Source organism: Prochlorococcus sp. MIT 1342, assembly GCF_047304495.1.
Taxonomy (GTDB): Bacteria; Cyanobacteriota; Cyanobacteriia; order PCC-6307; family Cyanobiaceae; genus Prochlorococcus; species Prochlorococcus marinus_D.
Genome location: NZ_CP138957.1, coordinates 2,510,739 through 2,525,816, shown reverse-complemented (window position 1 = coordinate 2,525,816; position 15,078 = coordinate 2,510,739). Strand labels below are relative to the sequence as shown.

General features: G+C 51.2%; 14 protein-coding genes. 6 read left to right on the top strand and 8 right to left on the bottom strand.

The window, feature by feature from the left end:
• Window positions 1–3: 3 nt before the first annotated feature.
• The gene (locus SIB79_RS12710; protein WP_063403085.1) at window positions 4–1,056 is read right to left on the bottom strand and encodes a rod shape-determining protein; all 1,053 of its coding nucleotides are present in this window, start codon (window positions 1,054–1,056) and stop codon (window positions 4–6) included.
• A gap of 143 nt (window positions 1,057–1,199) precedes the next feature.
• On the opposite strand from SIB79_RS12710, the gene SIB79_RS12705 reads away from it, so the two are divergent.
• Window positions 1,200–1,586, top strand: coding sequence for a single-stranded DNA-binding protein (locus tag SIB79_RS12705; RefSeq protein ID WP_011129520.1), 387 nt, complete (start codon window positions 1,200–1,202; stop codon window positions 1,584–1,586).
• 10 nt (window positions 1,587–1,596) lie between these two features.
• Here SIB79_RS12705 and SIB79_RS12700 read toward each other — a convergent pair whose 3' ends face one another.
• Window positions 1,597–2,256: a DedA family protein gene (locus SIB79_RS12700; RefSeq protein ID WP_063403050.1), complete on the bottom strand. Its 660-nt coding sequence runs from the start codon at window positions 2,254–2,256 to the stop codon at window positions 1,597–1,599.
• Between the two features lie 497 nt (window positions 2,257–2,753).
• Complete coding sequence (ahcY, locus tag SIB79_RS12695; protein WP_063403049.1) at window positions 2,754–4,184, bottom strand: adenosylhomocysteinase; 1,431 nt, start codon at window positions 4,182–4,184, stop codon at window positions 2,754–2,756.
• Between ahcY and tsaE the strand changes: the two genes are divergently transcribed.
• Window positions 4,183–4,728 (top strand): tRNA (adenosine(37)-N6)-threonylcarbamoyltransferase complex ATPase subunit type 1 TsaE, encoded by a 546-nt coding sequence (gene tsaE / locus SIB79_RS12690; protein WP_063403048.1) that lies wholly within the window; start codon window positions 4,183–4,185, stop codon window positions 4,726–4,728. The two genes, ahcY and tsaE, sit on opposite strands and share 2 nt — an antisense overlap.
• Here tsaE and SIB79_RS12685 read toward each other — a convergent pair.
• Window positions 4,677–5,717: a carbohydrate kinase family protein gene (locus SIB79_RS12685; RefSeq protein WP_063403047.1), complete on the bottom strand. Its 1,041-nt coding sequence runs from the start codon at window positions 5,715–5,717 to the stop codon at window positions 4,677–4,679. The two genes, tsaE and SIB79_RS12685, sit on opposite strands and share 52 nt — an antisense overlap.
• 24 nt (window positions 5,718–5,741) lie before the next feature.
• Window positions 5,742–6,920: an 8-oxo-dGTP diphosphatase MutT gene (gene mutT / locus SIB79_RS12680; protein WP_063403046.1), complete on the bottom strand. Its 1,179-nt coding sequence runs from the start codon at window positions 6,918–6,920 to the stop codon at window positions 5,742–5,744.
• 108 nt (window positions 6,921–7,028) lie between these two features.
• Here mutT and SIB79_RS12675 point away from each other — a divergent pair, with 108 nt between their 5' ends.
• From SIB79_RS12675 to SIB79_RS12665, 3 genes are all read left to right on the top strand, one after another.
• Window positions 7,029–7,982, top strand: a complete 954-nt coding sequence (locus tag SIB79_RS12675) for an isopenicillin N synthase family dioxygenase (protein ID WP_063403045.1) — start codon at window positions 7,029–7,031, stop codon at window positions 7,980–7,982.
• Between the two features lie 273 nt (window positions 7,983–8,255).
• Complete coding sequence (locus tag SIB79_RS12670) at window positions 8,256–9,146, top strand: hypothetical protein (RefSeq protein WP_063403044.1); 891 nt, start codon at window positions 8,256–8,258, stop codon at window positions 9,144–9,146.
• A 307-nt stretch (window positions 9,147–9,453) separates the two neighbouring features.
• A complete protein-coding gene (locus tag SIB79_RS12665; RefSeq protein WP_063403043.1) occupies window positions 9,454–10,326 on the top strand; it encodes a class I SAM-dependent methyltransferase in 873 nt (290 codons plus the stop codon).
• Window positions 10,327–10,495: 169 nt separating this feature from the next.
• On the opposite strand, the gene SIB79_RS12660 is transcribed toward SIB79_RS12665, so the two are convergent.
• From SIB79_RS12660 to SIB79_RS12650, 3 genes are read right to left on the bottom strand one after another with little or no spacing between them, the layout of a single operon-like run.
• The gene (locus SIB79_RS12660; protein WP_063403042.1) at window positions 10,496–11,236 is read right to left on the bottom strand and encodes a succinate dehydrogenase/fumarate reductase iron-sulfur subunit; all 741 of its coding nucleotides are present in this window, start codon (window positions 11,234–11,236) and stop codon (window positions 10,496–10,498) included.
• Window positions 11,233–13,149 (bottom strand): fumarate reductase/succinate dehydrogenase flavoprotein subunit, encoded by a 1,917-nt coding sequence (locus SIB79_RS12655; RefSeq protein ID WP_063403041.1) that lies wholly within the window; start codon window positions 13,147–13,149, stop codon window positions 11,233–11,235. The genes SIB79_RS12660 and SIB79_RS12655 overlap by 4 nt, the downstream gene beginning before the upstream one ends.
• Window positions 13,149–13,781, bottom strand: a complete 633-nt coding sequence (locus SIB79_RS12650) for a succinate dehydrogenase cytochrome b subunit (RefSeq protein WP_063403040.1) — start codon at window positions 13,779–13,781, stop codon at window positions 13,149–13,151. Before SIB79_RS12650 ends, SIB79_RS12655 begins: the two co-directional genes overlap by 1 nt.
• 147 nt (window positions 13,782–13,928) lie before the next feature.
• On the opposite strand from SIB79_RS12650, the gene SIB79_RS12645 reads away from it, so the two are divergent.
• Window positions 13,929–15,074 (top strand): efflux RND transporter periplasmic adaptor subunit, encoded by a 1,146-nt coding sequence (locus SIB79_RS12645; protein WP_413681116.1) that lies wholly within the window; start codon window positions 13,929–13,931, stop codon window positions 15,072–15,074.
• Window positions 15,075–15,078 lie beyond the last annotated feature (4 nt).

Genomic DNA, 15,078 nt, shown 5'->3' with positions numbered 1-15,078 from the left:
GATTCAGGCCGTCATTGAAGAGCGAGTGAATTCCGGAGTATCAAGCACCCTGCGAAGTCGCTTGTAATCCTCGAGGACCTGGCCACAACCATTGACCACACACAACAAGGGATCCTCTGCAACATGAGTAAAGATGCCTGTCTCATGGCTAATTAAATCGCTTATCCCGCGCACCAAGGCTCCTCCACCAGCAAGCATGATGCCACGGTCAACAATGTCAGCAGCTAATTCTGGTGGTGTGCGCTCAAGGGTCCGCTTCACGGCCTCCACAATCACGTTGAGGGGTTCTGCTATCGCCTCCCGCAAGTCTCCAGCCTGCAAATTGATCGAACGTGGCAGACCGGAGAGCAGATGCAGACCCCGCACATCCATGGCCTGCTGATCAAACTCGTGATTGGGGAAAGCCGAGCCAATGCGGATCTTGATCTCCTCGGCCGTGCGCTCACCGACGACAAGGTTGTGAACCTTCTTCAAATAAACCCCAATGGCATCACTAATTTCATCACCAGCCACTCGAACCGACTCACTCAACACAGTTCCTCCCAAGCTGAGTACCGCCACCTCGGTTGTGCCTCCTCCTATATCAACGATCATCGTTCCAATTGGCTCAGTAACAGGCAGACCAGCTCCAATGGCGGCCGCAACAGGCTCATCAATCAGATGAACTTCCCGAGCTCCTGCCATGCCTGCCTCCCGCACGGCACGCCGTTCGACACCGGTCACTCCGCTCGGGATACCCACCACCAAGCGAGGAGCCACAATGCCTCGACCTTCATTGCCCTTCTGAATGAAGGTCTTCAGCATCTGCTCAGCTGCATCGAAATCAGCGATCACGCCATCGCGCAGTGGACGCACGGCGCGAATATTGCCAGGGGTACGGCCAAGCATCAACTTGGCATCGTCACCCACCGCCAGAGGCACACCATTCTCCAAGTCCAGGGCTACGACAGAGGGCTCCTGAAGCACAATCCCTCTGCCCGACACGTAAATCAGGGTATTGGCCGTACCAAGATCAATGCCGATGTCGCGTGATAGTTGAAAGCGACGAAAAAACACAAGCTCTGGACTCAAGTCGGCGAATCATAGGTGTCGTAGCCAATGCAGCTTGTTACACCCAGCGATGAGGGTGGAACTCCTTATAAGCAGCCACTTAAACCGTGGCGCATCATTGACCAAACTCAAACAAATAGGTTTCATTCATGAGCGTAAATTCCGTCACACTCGTCGGTCGAGCAGGCCGTGATCCAGAAGTTCGCTACTTCGAATCGGGAACGGTTGTCGCCAACCTCACCATGGCCGTGAACCGTCGCAGTCGCGACGACGAACCAGACTGGTTCAACTTAGAGATCTGGGGCAAACAGGCTCAAGTCGCGGCGGATTATGTCAAAAAAGGATCTCTGCTGGGTATCATCGGTAGCTTCAAACTGGACCGCTGGACCGATCGCAACACCGGAGAAGAGCGAACCAAGCCTGTTGTGCGGGTGGACCGTCTAGAACTTCTAGGTTCAAAACGTGATGCAGAAGCGAGCAACTTTGGCGGAGGGGGATTTGGGGACGGCCCAAGTGAAGAGGAAGTCCCCTTTTAAGACTCATTGATCAATGAGTTTGATGACGCCTGCGCCAAATGCGCAGGCCCAACCACACCACTGCAGCCAACACCGCAATAACCAGGGCCCCCTTAACAACCTTGGAGACAGGATCTATCCACAGCTCCACATTGCTATAACCCTCCCCAAGCCCCAACCCAGCCAGGGTGAGTAGCAAAGTCCAGATCAGGCTGCCTGCTGTTGTCCAGATCAGGAAAGGTGCGAAAGGCATCAATTCAATGCCTGCAGGCACAGAGATCAAGGTACGAATACCAGGCACTAGCCGTCCCCAAAACACCAACGCCGTGCCGTAACGATTAAACCAACGACGGCTGCGCGCAAGTTCTGCCGGACTGACACCGATCCAACGACCATGTCGACCGAGCCAAACCTCAAGCCTTTTCTCATTGATAACCCGCCCAATGCCATACCAAGGGAGAGCCCCCAACAAGGTGCCCAACAAACCGGCCAACACCACTGGTAAGAACTGCAGCTGCCCCTGCTGCACGTAGAAACCGCCAAGAGGCATGATCAACTCGGATGGGATCGGTGGAAAGAGATTTTCCAGAAACATGGCTGCGAATATCGCGCCATACCCCATCCACTGGTTGGCCTCCACCGCCTGGCCGATCATCTCCGGCAACTGAGTAATCAGTTCAGAAAGCCCCATGGAGCCTACGCATAACCAGGCAAGTCTTCCATGAGGCCGGAGTTCCTGATGGTCATGCGATCAGCAACGCTCGCAGAAGACTCACAGAGATCAGCACTCTTCACGCACCTCAACGCCTCTTTAGGCCTCAACAATGTGCCGACGAATCATTCGAAAGGCATCTTTCAATGTTTCCTGATTAATGATGGCCTCACGACCAAAGTATTGACCTACCAAAGTCACTCCAAGCTGACTATTAACAACCGGTCCAGTCAAAAACTAAATTTCACCATAAAATAGGCCAAGAATGCAGGCAGGACTATTCAAGGCCACAAAATATTAAGCTGGCGGAATTAATTCGCTGAAACCAACTTTTTTGTTTTCACATTCAAAAAATAGCGTTTATTCAGCCGCATTGATATCTTTTTAGCACTCAATCTATAACAACTCTTGTGGCATCTTCTTGCCAGGCAGACAAGCCTAATTATGAAAAAACAAGCTTGCCTGCCTGGAAATAATCAGTAGCGATAATGGTCGGGCTTATACGGACCTTCAATAGGCACACTGATGTAATCGGACTGCTGCTTGGTGAGCTCAGTAAGCCTCGCACCGATCTTCTCCAAGTGAAGGCGAGCCACCATCTCATCGAGGTGCTTCGGCAACACATACACCTGATCGGCATACTGATCACCTTTCGAAAACAACTCAATTTGAGCTAACACCTGATTGGTAAAGGAATTGCTCATCACAAAGCTCGGGTGCCCAGTAGCACAACCAAGGTTCACCAAACGCCCTTCAGCCAGAAGAATGATCTTATTGCCGCTGGGAAGAGTGATGTGATCAACCTGGGGCTTGATGTTCTCCCAAGGATAATCCTTCAAAGATGCAACATCAATCTCATTGTCAAAGTGGCCGATATTGCAAACAATAGCCTCATCTTTCATACGGATCAGATGTTCATGGCGAATCACCTGAAAGTTGCCTGTGGAGGTTACAAAGATATCTATATCCTGAACCACCTCATCCAAACGCACCACCCGATAGCCCTCCATCGCTGCTTGAAGAGCACAGATGGGGTCAATTTCAGCAATCATCACAGTGGCGCCAAGGCCCCGTAGCGACTGGGCTGAACCCTTACCCACATCGCCATAGCCCATCACCAAAGCCACCTTGCCAGCAACCATCACATCAGTAGCCCGCTTGATGCCATCCACCAAAGATTCACGGCAACCATAAAGATTGTCGAACTTGCTCTTAGTCACCGAATCATTGACATTGATCGCCGGGAAAGGCAATTCACCACTCTTTTGCATCTGATACAGACGCGCGACACCCGTTGTTGTCTCTTCTGTCACCCCCTGAATATTGCTCTTGATGCGGGAATAAAAATTGGAGTCCTGGGCCAACTTGGTACGAATCGAAGCAAACAATGCCGTCTCTTCCTCGTTGCCAGGGTTATCCAGTACAGAACGATCGCTCTCGGCCTTGCTTCCAAGCATCACCAAGCCAGTTGCATCACCACCGTCATCCAAGATCATGTTGGGAGTGCCACCATCACCCCACTCGAGGATGCGATGGGTATAGGCCCAATACTCATCAAGGGTCTCGCCTTTGGTTGCAAACACAGGCACACCGCTAGCGGCAATCGCAGCAGCAGCGTGATCTTGAGTAGAAAAAATGTTGCATGAAGCCCAGCGCACATCAGCACCGAGGGCCACCAGCGTCTCAATCAACACACCAGTCTGAATGGTCATGTGCAGACTGCCAGCAATGCGAGCCCCCTTGAGAGGTTTTTCGCTGCCATGCTTGCCCCTGAGGGCCATCAAACCTGGCATCTCAGTTTCCGCAATGCTCAATTCCTTGCGGCCAAAATCCGCCAAGTTGATGTCTGCTACGACGTATTGAGGAGGGGCCTGCAACGAGGCCGTTGATGTGGGCACTGCCACCATGGTTCAAAGCTCCCTTGGGGGAATCGTGTACGGAAATCTCAGCGAAGTCACCGAGACTTCGGGATCGCGTAAAGGTCAATCTACAGATAACTCATGGATTCTTGAAAATCTTGATGCCACTCGATGCCTAGGAATAGTCCTTGTACAGCGGCTACCTGCTTTATCAGTGCTGTTGCTAGAGGGGCCGCTGGGAGCTGGCAAAACCTCTGTGGTGCAAGGCATCGCAACCGCTCTCGGCATCCGTGAACCGATCACATCACCTACATACGCTCTTGCTCAGCACTACCCGGACGGGAATCCGCCTCTGATCCATCTGGACCTCTACCGCTTGGAGCAACCCAACAGTGCCAATGAGCTATTTCTGCAAGAGGAAGAAGAAGCCCAAGCACTAGGTGCCCTCATGGCCGTGGAATGGCCCGATCGATTAAGCCTGAACTTGCCTGAAGCCTGGAGATTGCAATTGCAGCATCGAGGTCAAGGAGGCCGTCTGGCTCAGTTCACGTCACCTGAGGCGGACTTCAAAAACGCCTCCACTTGCATCTGAGACGGCTGCGGATCGATACCACCAGCCCCTCCACAAACAAGCGCGCCACAGGCTGCTGCAAAACGAACCATCTCCCGGGCCTTGATCAGATCTCGTTGAGATGAGGCATCCATCAAAAATTGATGCAGCAATCCTGCAGTGAAAGCATCACCAGCACCGGTGGTGTCGACAACTGAAGGGGGAGAAAGCGCTGCAAGCTCCCCCACACAACCCCCTATCCACCAGCGCACCGGACGCGCCCCATCTGTCACAACAACATCCGGCTGCTGCGGAAGGGATCCCACAATCACTGCAGGGTCGTCAGTGTCAAAGAACCAAACGGCCTCTTCCTTAGCCAGTTTGAGCAGAGAAGCACGCTCAAGAAGCGGCGCAATCGCTTGCAAGGCCTTCTCATCAGGGCCACTATCGGGAGAACGGCGAGGATCCCAGAAGGTTGGACGCCAGTTCACATCCAATGCGATCTGAAGACCTGCTGTTTGCGCCTGCTCAACGCACCAAAGCAGAGCTTGGGCTGAAGCTGGAGTGGCCAAAGGAATGGAGCCGATCAACAACCAGCGCGCCTTAAGGACCAGCAAAGGCCAAGTGGCCGCCCACTCCTCTGCAGACAAGGCCTGATCGGCAAAACCGTCTCCGCGGTCGCCTGCAAAACCCTGAAAGACCCTCTCACCATCAAGATCACGGCGCACCAAGACAATGCGACTGGGCCGGCGCTGATCAGTCTGCAAACCAGCCAGGTTCACGCCTCGAGTGTCAAATAATTCGCGAAACCTGGTCCCGATGGCATCGTCTCCAAGACGACCTAGAAAGGACACCTTGGTACCAAGCCGAGCTAACCCACAAGCCACGTTGGCAGGGGCTCCTCCTAGACAATCCTCCACAGGCTGATCAACAGCTGGATCTCCCCCCAACGGGCCAAGACGATCCACCAACGCCTCGCCCAAGCAAATCACCTCAGGCTCATGGCTGTGAACCGGATTGGTCCCCGTCATCAGTTAGCAGCTACTGAGATGAAGCTAGGAACGCTGGCTCAGCGTGTCTGCGCGAAGATGATCAATCAACTCGGCAATCATGCGCGCATTGGCTGCCGGGAAGGGATAGTCAGAAAGATCTTCAGGCTTCACCCAGCACACCTGCTGACTCGCCAAAGGCTTGGGTTCTCCTGCAATCCAGCGGCAGAGATGAACAACAAAGCGAAGCTTCTTATGGCTATAGGCATGGTCAAGAGCAATCAGCTGCTCACCCACCTGCACTTCAATCGCCAATTCCTCCCTGAGCTCGCGAGCAATGGTGGCTTCGATGGTTTCACCTGGCTCCTGCTTGCCACCAGGGAATTCCCACAAACCACCAAGTAAACCCTCATTCAGCCGCTGATCAATTAAGACCTCACCCGCTTCGTTCAATACGACCCCCACACCAATCACCTGGAAGGGAATGGGCTTGCTCGCATCCTTCACGGGGAAGTGGCTTGGCTCTCCAGCAGCGTAGGCAGCACATCTGCGTTGCCAAGGGCATAACCGACAACTGGGACTCCTAGGAGTACACACCAAAGCCCCCAAATCCATCAAGGCCTGATTGAAATCCCTTGGCCGCAAAGGATCGAGAAGGGCTTCACTCCACTGCCAAAAACTGGCCTGTGCTCTTTGGGGTGGCTCCAAGCAAGCATGAAGTCTGGCCAGTACACGACGCACATTGCCATCAAGAATCGGCAATGGCTTGTTCAATGCACTGGAAAGGATGCTCCCTGCCGTGGTGCGACCAATACCCGGAACAGCCTGCCAAGCCTCAAGAGAAGAGGGCAGAGGGGAAGCGGCCAATTGACGCGCCGCCTGATGCAACCTGCGGGCACGAGAGTAATAGCCCAGGCCTTGCCACAGCAACAACACTTGGCGCTCTTCAGCAGCAGCCAAATGCTGCATCGTTGGCAACACCAACATCCACTGCTCCCAGTAGGGACGCATCACCCTCAACTGGGTTTGCTGGAGCATCACCTCAGCAATCCAAATGCCGTAGGGCGAGAGATCTTCGTTTGGTTCGGGCCAACGTCCATCGACGGTGAACATCCACGGCTTGATAGCAATGTCCTTGCGACCATGGACTTGCCACCAAGCCAAAAGCTGCTGACGTATCTCAGGCCAACGTTTATCGAACAACTCTCGGCACTGTTGACTCGAACCTTCTAACCCTTTAACCATGAAGCCGCCAAAATGAATCAAAAACTGGCCAACAAGCTCTCAAGAGTGATCTGGGCTGCACCGAGTTTTTAAGGCACCATTGCAGCGTTCGTTCAACCAGGCCATTGCTTGAAGCAAACGATTCTTGATATTGACCTGCTGGCTTTTGAACAGGGCACGAAACGTCAACAAGCAGCTGTCGTTGACGGGCTAATCCGCAGCCTCGGCACAGGGTTTGTAGTGACCACCAGTGATCTCCCCTCTGCTCTTCTCGATGAGGCCTATGGGATGTTGAGCCGTTTCTTTGCTCTAGAAGCGACAACAAAGCGACAATTCAACGTGCCTGAAGCCTTTGGTCAGACTGGCTATACAGACACACTCGTCGAAACAGCGGCAGGCGAAAAACTTCCCGACTGGAAAGAAATGCTCAACTGGGCATTACCACTACCAGATAACCACCCGTTACGCCAACGTTTCCCCACGCTCTATCCAGAACAACTCCTACCAGAAGTAGCCGTACCAGGAATCACTGGAGTGTTGCAAACCTTCCACAAAACCATCGCCGAGTTGCAGCGTCGCGTGCTGCGAATCATCGCTACTGGCCTTGGTTGCCATGATGATTTTTTCACTGATCTGGTACAAGACGCACCAACGCTCACCAGAGCAATCCGCTACCCACCCATGAACGAAGCCCCTACTGAAGAACACATGTGGGCCGCCGCCCATGGCGACATCAACCTGATTACAGCCTTGCCGCGAGCCACGGCCCCAGGTCTGCAGGTCTACATCGATGGCTCTTGGGTTGATGCCATTGCGCCTGAAGGGCAAGTGATCGTCAACAGTGGCTTGATGCTTGAACGGATCAGCAATGGCCTTATCCCAACCGGCTGGCACCGCGTCTTAGCGCCAAGTCAATCCAATCTTGAGCGGCTCAGTGTTGTTCAGTTCTGTCACCCCAAACCATCCACCCTGCTCACACCCCTCAGCAGCTGCGTCAATGCAAGTCATCCACAACGTTTTGCAGGCGTGATGGCTGCCGATGCCCTCGAAGAAGTGCTTTACCAAATCAAATTGATGGATTAATAGCTCCAATCAGTCGATAACTACCAGATATCAACGTGCCTCGCGATGCATCCAATCGAGTTGAGCAGTTGTTATCTGAGCAACTAAAAGCGTACTTGCCATAAGTCAACTCACAAGTTGACAGAAAAAATAAATGCCTTACACCGACTAACGCACTGAAAAAACTTACTCAATACAAGAGACGTAATTCACAAATCATTAGCAAGAATAAGAAGAGAAGAAATAAACCCTATAATAGGCAAGCAAATGGAAAGGCATTACATCCAACCATTCATGAAAGAGCATATTCAAAAAATGGAAGAAATGAAAATATTGGCAGATGGGGAGGAGATTGCAATTCTCGACATCCTAGACAGGAACATCAACGACATTAAAAGCCAATATGAAAATGCTATGCACAGCATGAAAACAGCCGAAGAGATTCTTCCTGTTGCGTTAGGACTAATACAAGCGTCACTCGCAAAAGAATTCTACCTGAATGCTGGAGGGAAGATATTAGAAGGTGTCTTTAAAGGCATGAATTACCTTCCAGTTTCTCTTGGCTCTGTTCTAATACCTAAATTACTAGGCACTTACGAGAACAAAATAGCCAAATACTTGTCAAAAAAAGCGGAATCATCAGATCACTTTCTTGAAATCGGATGTGCAGAAGGCTACTATGTTGCTGGACTAGCATATAAATGCCATAATTTATATTCATCAGGCGTAGATATAGATCCATCCTCTGTACATTTGGCTTCACTGCTATGCAGCATAAATGGTTTAACTCAGAGAACAACAATAGAATCAGACCTGGAGAAGACTGTTCACAAACTTTCTGGCAACACTCTTGTCCTGATCGATGTTGATGGTGGAGAAATTAATATCATTAGGAAATTCTTGACTTTTGCTAATCAAAATAAAAATATTAACACAATCATTCTTGTCGTTGAAACAGACCTAAATCTCGACGGAACTTCCAATGCCGAGGAAATAAAGATCCTCCTGCTCAGCAACATCTTCGAAATAAAAGAGACTTTGCATCATGACATTAAAGACAGCTTTTCATCATTAACCAAATCCATGTCTGACATAAATAGATTTGCTTGCGCACATGAGCGCGGCATTCCCAATCAATCATGGATAATTGCCGAGTACCAATCAGATTACCCAAGGAATACTTAACAACCACAAGCATCAAAGAGAGAAGTCATCTAGCCATAAGGCTTAATGAATTCACAGAAAATATCCACCTGCAATGGAGCATCCACTGGCAAATAAACATATGCCAATACAAACGCGCAAAGCATGAAGCAATCAGAAATCAACGCTCGCCTACTCAGATTTCATCTGCCACAACTTAAAAACTATTTTTGTTCTCTTTAGCAACAGCAGTGCTGACATTTAGAATAGCCATGTCTATGCTAAACAGCGGGGATAAATAAGATATAAATGACCTTAGAAGCATTCAACAACTTCCTGGCCAACTAAAATGAACAATGACGCCAAAGCATTCGGGATTGTTGACAACGATGGGAAGGAATTAACAGTCTCAGAATACTTAGACATGCCAATCATAGAAGGAGAGTCAGCGTACAAAAATGCTATAAAAGGCGGTGATTTAGCCACTGTATTTAAAATACTTGCAGCACTAAGAAGGACAATACTAGAAAAGAAAGTCTATCTAGAGTCTAGTGGTCAGATCATAGGAGGAGTTTTTAAAGGCATGAAGTACCTTCCCACTGCAAGAAACTCAGTCTTAATGCCTAAGTTACTTGGAACATATGAATCCGAAGTCTCCGAACTTTTAATTAAAAGAGGCAAGACCCTGAACTATTTTATCGATGTTGGCTGTGCCGAAGGCTATTACGTTGCAGGCCTTGCATACAGGTTCCCTGAAATTGATTGCATAGGAGTTGATCTTGAGCCTGAATCAAGAATTCTAGCTGCAACGCTATGCGACATCAATGGCTTAAAAGGAAATACTTCAATTTTTGAAAATATTGATGGTGCCACTAAGACTCTAGCAGGGAAGGTGTTAGCCCTAATTGATGTAGACGGGGACGAGATTAATGTGATCAATAAAGTCATTAACTTTACTAAAGATAATAGAAATATTAGCTCGCTTGAGCTTGTAATCGAGACAGATCGCAATGATTGCGGAACATCAACAGAAGAAGAAATCAAAGAATGCCTTCGATCACTGGGCTTTACAATTCAGCAAATCATTCGACAAGATATACATAACAGGATTTCACCAGTGACCAAATCTTGGGATTATTTAGACCGAGTGATCTGCGGGCACGAAAGAAGTTATTCTGAGCAATCGTGGATTGTAACTAGCAATTCATCAACCTATTATTAGCATCAATTAATACTCCAGTTTGTGCAATCGAGACGCAATCTGTACTTTCCGGTGAACCAGTGAGCTAAATTGGTACGAAGAATGAGCCAAATCAACTCATCTGGGAGTGCTCATTCATGCGAATTATGGATAGCTAATGAATTCGCAAGTAGTCATTTACTGACTTTATTCAGCCCCTTACCTCGCGATGCATCCAGCTGATCCAATCAGCTGAAATTTGCTTCGGGCACACCGCCTCACATTCCAAGTTGCTGCTGCAACTACCAAAACCCTCCTCGAGCATACGCTCTTGCAGCGTTTTCGCCCGGCGTTTGCTCTCAGATTGTCCCTGAGGTAACTGACCTAAATGGGCCAGTTTGGCAGCCACAAACAAACTTGCTGAGGCATTACGACAACTGGCCACGCATGCACCACAACCGATGCAAGTAGCCGTCTCAAAGGCAGAGGAAGCTTGATCCTTCCCTATCAACATGTCATTGCCATCCGGAGCCTGGCCCGTATTCACAGAGCAATAGCCACCAGCTGCAATCAACCGATCAAAAGCCGCACGATCCACCACTAGATCTTGAATGAGAGGAAAAGCTCGTGCCCGCCATGGTTCCAGCGTCAATGTGTCGCCATCAGCGAACTGGCGCAGATAGAGCTGACACACAGTGGTGCCGGTCTGAGGCCCATGGGCCTGACCATTAACAAGAAAGCCACAGCTACCACAAATACCCTCGCGACAGTCGTGATCGAAAGACACCGGGCGCTTGGCTTGAGCAATCAGCTGTTCATTGAGACGGTCAAGAGCCTCCAATAGCGACATGTCGACAGAAATCTGCTCAAGCCGGTAGACATGAAAAGCACCGGAACTGTTGCTTGACGCCTGACGCCAAATACGCAGCGTGAGCGAAATTTTACAGCTCATCGATAAAGACGTTCACTGGGCTTCAAGCTCGTGAAGTTGAGCGCCTCAGCATGGCGAATCGGCTCGCCCCGCCCACGATCTTCCCAAGCAGCAATGTGGGCAAAGTTCTTATCATCACGTCGAGCTTCACCTTCTTCTGTCTGATGCTCTTCACGGAAATGAGCTCCACAAGACTCCTCTCTCGCCAAGGCATCGCGCAACATCAACTTGGCCATCCCAAAGAAATCAGTAACCCTCAACCCCTTCTCGAGTTCAGGGTTAGGTCCCTGAACCTCTCCAGGGATGCTTACCTCAGCATGAAAACGCTGCTCCAGCAATGCCACATCTGCCAACCCAGCACGCAGCCCTTCGGCATCACGGCTGATACCGCAGCGGTCAATCATCACAGCTCCAAGCTCACGATGAAAAGAATCAACCGACCGTTGACCCGCCCCCTTGAGCAAAAGCTCAATCCGCCCACTGGCCCGCGCCAAGGCTTCGCGGCAAGCCAAATGATCACCAGCAACAGGCCTGGTGGTATGGCCTGCTAACCAAGCAGTGACGGTCGCCGGCGCAATGAAGTAGCCATCAGCCAAAGCTTGCATCAAAGCACTAGCGCCTAGACGATTCGCACCATGCTCAGAGAAGTTGGCCTCACCAAGCACAAACAAGCCAGGAATCGAGCTCATCAGGTAGTAATCAACCCAGAGACCACCCATCGTGTAATGGGGGGCTGGAGAGATCCGCATTGGTGTCAGCAACGGATCCTCACCCGTAATTCGCTCATACATCTCCAAAAGGTTGCCGTATCGCTCCACAATCACCTCTCGCCCCTGACTCGAGATCGCATCACTCAGGTCGAGATAAAAGGCTTGGCCACCAGGGCCAACACCATGCCCCGCCTTGCAGAGCTCCCTGGCACGGCGTGAAGCTACATCTCTGGGCACCATGTTGCCGTAGGCCGGATACTGACGCTCAAGGAAGTAATCACGCTGGGCCTCAGGAATCTCAACAGCTGAACGCTGATCTGCAGAATCTGATGGCAGCCAAACACGGCCGTCATTGCGCAAGCTCTCGCTCATCAAGGTTCGCTTGCTTTGATAGGGATCACCACTTGGAATGCAGGTTGGGTGGATCTGGGTGAAGCAAGGGTTCGCGAATAAAGCTCCCTGACGATGAGCCCGCCAAATGGCACTTGCATTGGATTTAAGTGCATTTGTCGAAAGGAAGTAGACGTTGCTATAGCCACCAGTTGCTAACAAAACAGCCTGAGCGGTATGCACTTCCAATTCACCACTAAGCAGGTCACGGCACACCACACCTCGGGCCACGCCATCCACCTTGATGAGCTCCAAAACGTCGCGACGACAAAGCAACTCCACCTGACCAAGAGCCACCTGACGCATCAACGCCTGATAAGCGCCGCAGAGCAATTGCTGGCCAGTCTGTCCGCGAGCATAAAAGGTGCGACTGACCGAAGCCCCTCCCATTCTTCTAGTCGACAGTGTTCCGTCGTACTCACGCGCAAAGGGAACCCCCTGAGCAACGCACTGATCGATGATCGCGCTACTGATCTCAGCCAAACGCTGGCAGCCTGCCTCACGCGCACGGAAATCACCGCCGCGAAGGGTATCGACAAAGAGGCGGCTAACACTGTCACCATCCACAGGGCGAGGGCGAACGGCATTAATGCCTCCCTGGGCGGCCACTGAGTGTGCTCGTCGAGGACTGTCGTGAAAGCTGATCACACGCACCTGGTAGCCCTGCTCGGCCAAGGTTGCCGCCGCCGAGGCCCCAGCCAACCCCGTACCTACCACCAACAACTGAAGATTCCGTTTGCGCAATGGGCTTATTGATGGCAGCGATCCTTGCGTGCGGTTCCATGCATCGGCGATCGTGCCTGATGGGAGACGAGGATCAGGCAAACCATTCATCACTGACCCATCTGCAACGCTGAGGCAGAGACCAGCAACGCCACCACGCTGAAGCCGCCGCCCACAAGCAACGCCAGCATGCGGAAGACGCGCCGAATGCGAAAACCATTAGCTGGATCAAGCAATCCCAAGCTGCGATGAGCTGCCTCACCACCGTGGAACAGGTGCAAGCTGACAGCCACAGCGGCCAATAGATAGAGACCCACGTTTGCAGGCTGAGACAACAAAACACCCAGCGCTAGCAGCTCCTCGCCGGCGGGTGGCCTGGGCCAGCGCAGCTGCAATAGATGCACCACCAGAAAGCCAAGCAAGGTCAAACCACCAATCGCCTGGCTACGTGCTGCTAAGACAGCAAGGAGATCACCTCGGCGGCTCACAAGACCAGCACGATTACCAGCTCGTCGATTAACAATCAGCTTGGCCAGGCTCAGGCCCAAGTGCATCAAAGCTGCAGTTAAAAAGGCAAATTCTGCAAACGGCAACCAAGCAGACTGATGCAAAGCCGCTGCATAAGTCTCAAAGCTCGCCGGTGCAAAAGGCGCCATCGCAACTCCACCCAGATGGAGAAGCAGGAAAAGCACCAACAGCAACCCTGTAGCAGCGCTCCAGACCCTGAGCGAATCCGCCCCCATGAATGCGGAGCACAAAGGTCAAACAACCCTAAAGAAACTCTTGGGTCAGAGAATAGGAGTACCTATACCTATCGTTCATCACGGGTCAACCTTCGCCAGAGCAAGCAGATGCGAGGAAGGTTATCGTCCGCGGAAAAGCACGTTCTGATGGCATCTAGCTCCACCACCTTTGCTCTGCTAGGGGCCGTCTTGATGGTGACGAGCTGCAGCCATAAGGCTGCTCACAAATTCATGACGGTTGAGGCAACCCGAATCACCTCAACCAATTTTGCGCCAATGGTCAGTGCCCTCAGCATGCTGGAGTCGACCAAAAACGTGGCCTTAAAACCACAGACCGACGGCACAGTGATCAAAATTCTCGCCAAGGATGGGCAACGCGTTAAAGCTGGTCAAACCATCCTGGTGCTCGACAACGAGCAACAAAGTGCTGCCCTCGACTCCGCCCAATCCGAAGCAAAGAAAGACCAACTCAATGCTGAGCGTTATGAGTTCCTCTACCAGCAGGGTGCAACATCAGCCAAGACTCGCGACAAATATGCAGTGCAGGCAATCCAGTCGCGAGATCAGGCAAAAGCCGATGCAGCCACCCTCGGCTACAAATTCGTACGCGCACCAATCAATGGCCTAATCGGCGATCTGGACAAAGTGAAACTTGGCGACTACGTGAAGAAAGGGCAAACCATTACAGGCATCGTTGACGATTCGATGCTGTGGACAATGATGCAAATCCCAGCAACGCAAGCCAGCCAGGTGCAACTGGGGCAAACGGTGATGGTTGCATCCCAAACCACACCACCATTAACAGGGCAGGGCTCCGTTGTCTTTATCTCGCCCTATTACGAGCTGAATGGAACAAATAAGTCTCCAAACACACTCATGGTCAAAGCAGCCTTTCCCAACCTCACGGGTAAGTTAAAAACTGGACAATTTGTCAAAAGTCAGATAATAACGGGCCAATTTACAAGCCTTGCTGTTCCTGTTCAAGCGGTATTTATGGAGGCCCAACAACCATTTGTCTACGTTGTTGTACCACTAAGCAAAGCACTCCCAAAAATCAAAGCATCAAGCTCATTACCCGAAGCAACCAAAAAGAAGCTCGAATCATTACCTACTAACACACCGATTGTGTTGCAAAGAGCTGTCACCCTGGGCCAACTGCAAAACAACCTCTACCCATTGAAATCAGGCCTGCAAAAAGGCGAACAAGTTGTTTCAAGCAATACAGCACTACTGCGTAACGGCATGGCCGTGAAGATTGCGCCAGCACAAGCCACCAAGAAAGGAAGCAACTGAATAA

Bases quoted from the DNA above. Each gene is read 5' to 3' on its own strand.
- SIB79_RS12700 (WP_063403050.1), bottom strand. From the start codon at position 2,256: ATGGGGCTTTCTGAACTGATTACTCAGTTGCCGGAGATGATCGGCCAG.
- SIB79_RS12650 (WP_063403040.1), bottom strand. From the start codon at position 13,781: ATGGGGGCGGATTCGCTCAGGGTCTGGAGCGCTGCTACAGGGTTGCTG.
- SIB79_RS12685 (WP_063403047.1), bottom strand. From the start codon at position 5,717: ATGACGGGGACCAATCCGGTTCACAGCCATGAGCCTGAGGTGATTTGC.
- mutT (WP_063403046.1), bottom strand. From the start codon at position 6,920: ATGGTTAAAGGGTTAGAAGGTTCGAGTCAACAGTGCCGAGAGTTGTTC.
- tsaE (WP_063403048.1), top strand. From the start codon at position 4,183: ATGGTTCAAAGCTCCCTTGGGGGAATCGTGTACGGAAATCTCAGCGAA.
- SIB79_RS12705 (WP_011129520.1), top strand. From the start codon at position 1,200: ATGAGCGTAAATTCCGTCACACTCGTCGGTCGAGCAGGCCGTGATCCA.
- SIB79_RS12665 (WP_063403043.1), top strand. From the start codon at position 9,454: ATGAACAATGACGCCAAAGCATTCGGGATTGTTGACAACGATGGGAAG.
- SIB79_RS12660 (WP_063403042.1), bottom strand. From the start codon at position 11,236: ATGAGCTGTAAAATTTCGCTCACGCTGCGTATTTGGCGTCAGGCGTCA.
- SIB79_RS12645 (WP_413681116.1), top strand. From the start codon at position 13,929: ATGGCATCTAGCTCCACCACCTTTGCTCTGCTAGGGGCCGTCTTGATG.
- SIB79_RS12670 (WP_063403044.1), top strand. From the start codon at position 8,256: ATGAAAGAGCATATTCAAAAAATGGAAGAAATGAAAATATTGGCAGAT.
- ahcY (WP_063403049.1), bottom strand. From the start codon at position 4,184: ATGGTGGCAGTGCCCACATCAACGGCCTCGTTGCAGGCCCCTCCTCAA.
- SIB79_RS12655 (WP_063403041.1), bottom strand. From the start codon at position 13,149: ATGAATGGTTTGCCTGATCCTCGTCTCCCATCAGGCACGATCGCCGAT.